At 67.9% G+C, this 1,940-nt stretch carries 1 protein-coding gene; it reads left to right on the top strand.

Annotated elements, in window-relative coordinates:
- Positions 1-121: 121 nt before the first annotated feature.
- Complete coding sequence (locus ACIBVP_RS45710) at positions 122-1,876, top strand: IS481 family transposase (protein WP_396112824.1); 1,755 nt, start codon at positions 122-124, stop codon at positions 1,874-1,876.
- The last annotated feature ends 64 nt before the right edge of the window (positions 1,877-1,940 follow it).

Here is a 1,940-nt window from a genome sequence, read left to right on the forward strand (position 1 = left end):
TGTCCTGTCTCGGTAGATGCTTGACGTTCCTGTCCCACCTGATGCTTGACAGTGGCCGTGATCGGCTTGGCTGTCGCGCAGTGTTGTGCGCGTCAGGAGGCCGGGATTGGCTCTGGTGGAGTTGTCCGTTGTCGAGCAGCGGTATCGCGCGGTGTTGATGGTCGAGTCCGGGGTGTCGGTGACCGAGACGGCTATCCGGTTCGGGGTGTCCCGCCAGTCGGTGTCGGGGTGGCTGTCCCGGTATCGGCGGGACGGGCTGGCGGGGTTGGTGGACCGGTCTCGGCGGCCGGAGTCGTGTCCGCATCAGACTGCGGCGGAGGTGGCGGCGGTGATCTGCGAACTACGCAGGGAACACCCGCGGTGGGGACCACGCCGTCTCGTGCACGAACTCGACCGTGGCGGTGTGGTGCCGGTGCCGTCGCGGATGTCGGTCTATCGGATCCTGGTCCGCCACGGCCTGATCGAACCGAAAGCACGGCGGCGGCATCGTCGGGACTACCGGCGGTGGGAACGTGATGAGCCGATGGCGTTGTGGCAGATGGACATCGTCGGCGGCGTCTTCCTCACCGATGGGCGCGAGGTCAAGATCGTGACCGGAGTGGACGATCATTCCCGCTTCTGTGTCATCGCCGCTGTCGTCGCCAGGGCGACCGGTCGGGCGGTCTGTCTGGCGTTCGCCGAGGGGATGCGCCGGTTCGGTGTCCCGGAGGAAGTGTTGACCGACAACGGGAAGCAGTTCACCGACCGTTTCGGCAAGGGCGGTGAGGTCTTGTTCGACCGGATCTGCCGGGACAACGGCATCACCCACCGACTGACCCAACCCGCCTCACCCACGACCACCGGGAAGGTTGAGCGGTTCCACCAAACCCTGCGTCGTGAGCTGCTCGACGACCACCCACCGTTCCCGTCGATCCTCGCGGCGCAGGCCGCGGTGGACACCTGGGTGAGCGAATACAACTGCGACCGCCCGCACCAGGGCCTGGACAACGCCTACCCGGCCGACCGGTTCACCACCGGCCAGCCCCAGCGCCAGACCGCTGGAGAGCTGCTGCCGCTGCATCTCCCGCCCTCGCTCAAGCCGGTTCAAGACACGGCCGCGAACCTGACCCCGGATGGGGCCGAGAGCCTGCCGGAGGCATATCAGGGCGGGCCGGTCGAGTTCGAGCGAGTGGTCCCGGCCAGCGGGAACCTCGGCGTCGCCGGGAAACAGTTCTGGCTGGGCACCGCCCGAGCAGGCGTGACGGTGACGTTCTGGGCCAGCGTCGAGGTGATCCACCTGCTCATCGCGAGCGCGCGGGTCAAGACGGTCCGGTCTCATCTCTCGGTCGCCGACCTGGCCGCTCTCGCGAACGCGGGTGGCCGCCCAGCAGGTCCCGCTCCGCTGCCACCCTCCGAGCCCGGGCCAGCGGTCGAGGTCGACCGGACAGTGAGCACCGCCGGCACCGTCTCGCTGAAGAACCTGCAGGTCCTGGCCGCGGAGATCCTCGCCGGGCGACGGGTCACGATCCGCATCGACGGCCCCACCCTGACCTTCTTCGATCCCGACACCCGCGAACTGCTCCGCACCCGCCCCAACCCGCTCACCAACCAGCAAACACACACCCTGCGCGGCGCCCGACCAGCCGGGCCACCACCACGCCCCACGGTCGAACCGGTCCGGGTCCAACGCCGGGCCAGCAACAGCGGGATCGTGATGGTCGTCGGCCAGAAGATCGCACTCGGCCGCATCCACGCAGGTCAGACCGTCACCATCCACGTCGCCGAACACACGCTGACGATCGACCTGCCCGACGGCGACACCCGCACCATCCAGCGGACCACCACCCAGCCAGTTCGCCGGATCAAGACCCACAGACCCAAGACGAGTGCCCTATGAAACCTAGGCCAACCGTCAACCATCACCTGGGATCGAACCGTCAAGCATCAGGTGGGACTAGACA

The organism is Actinophytocola sp. NPDC049390 (assembly GCF_044466355.1).
In the GTDB taxonomy this organism is placed as follows: Bacteria; Actinomycetota; Actinomycetes; order Mycobacteriales; family Pseudonocardiaceae; genus Actinophytocola.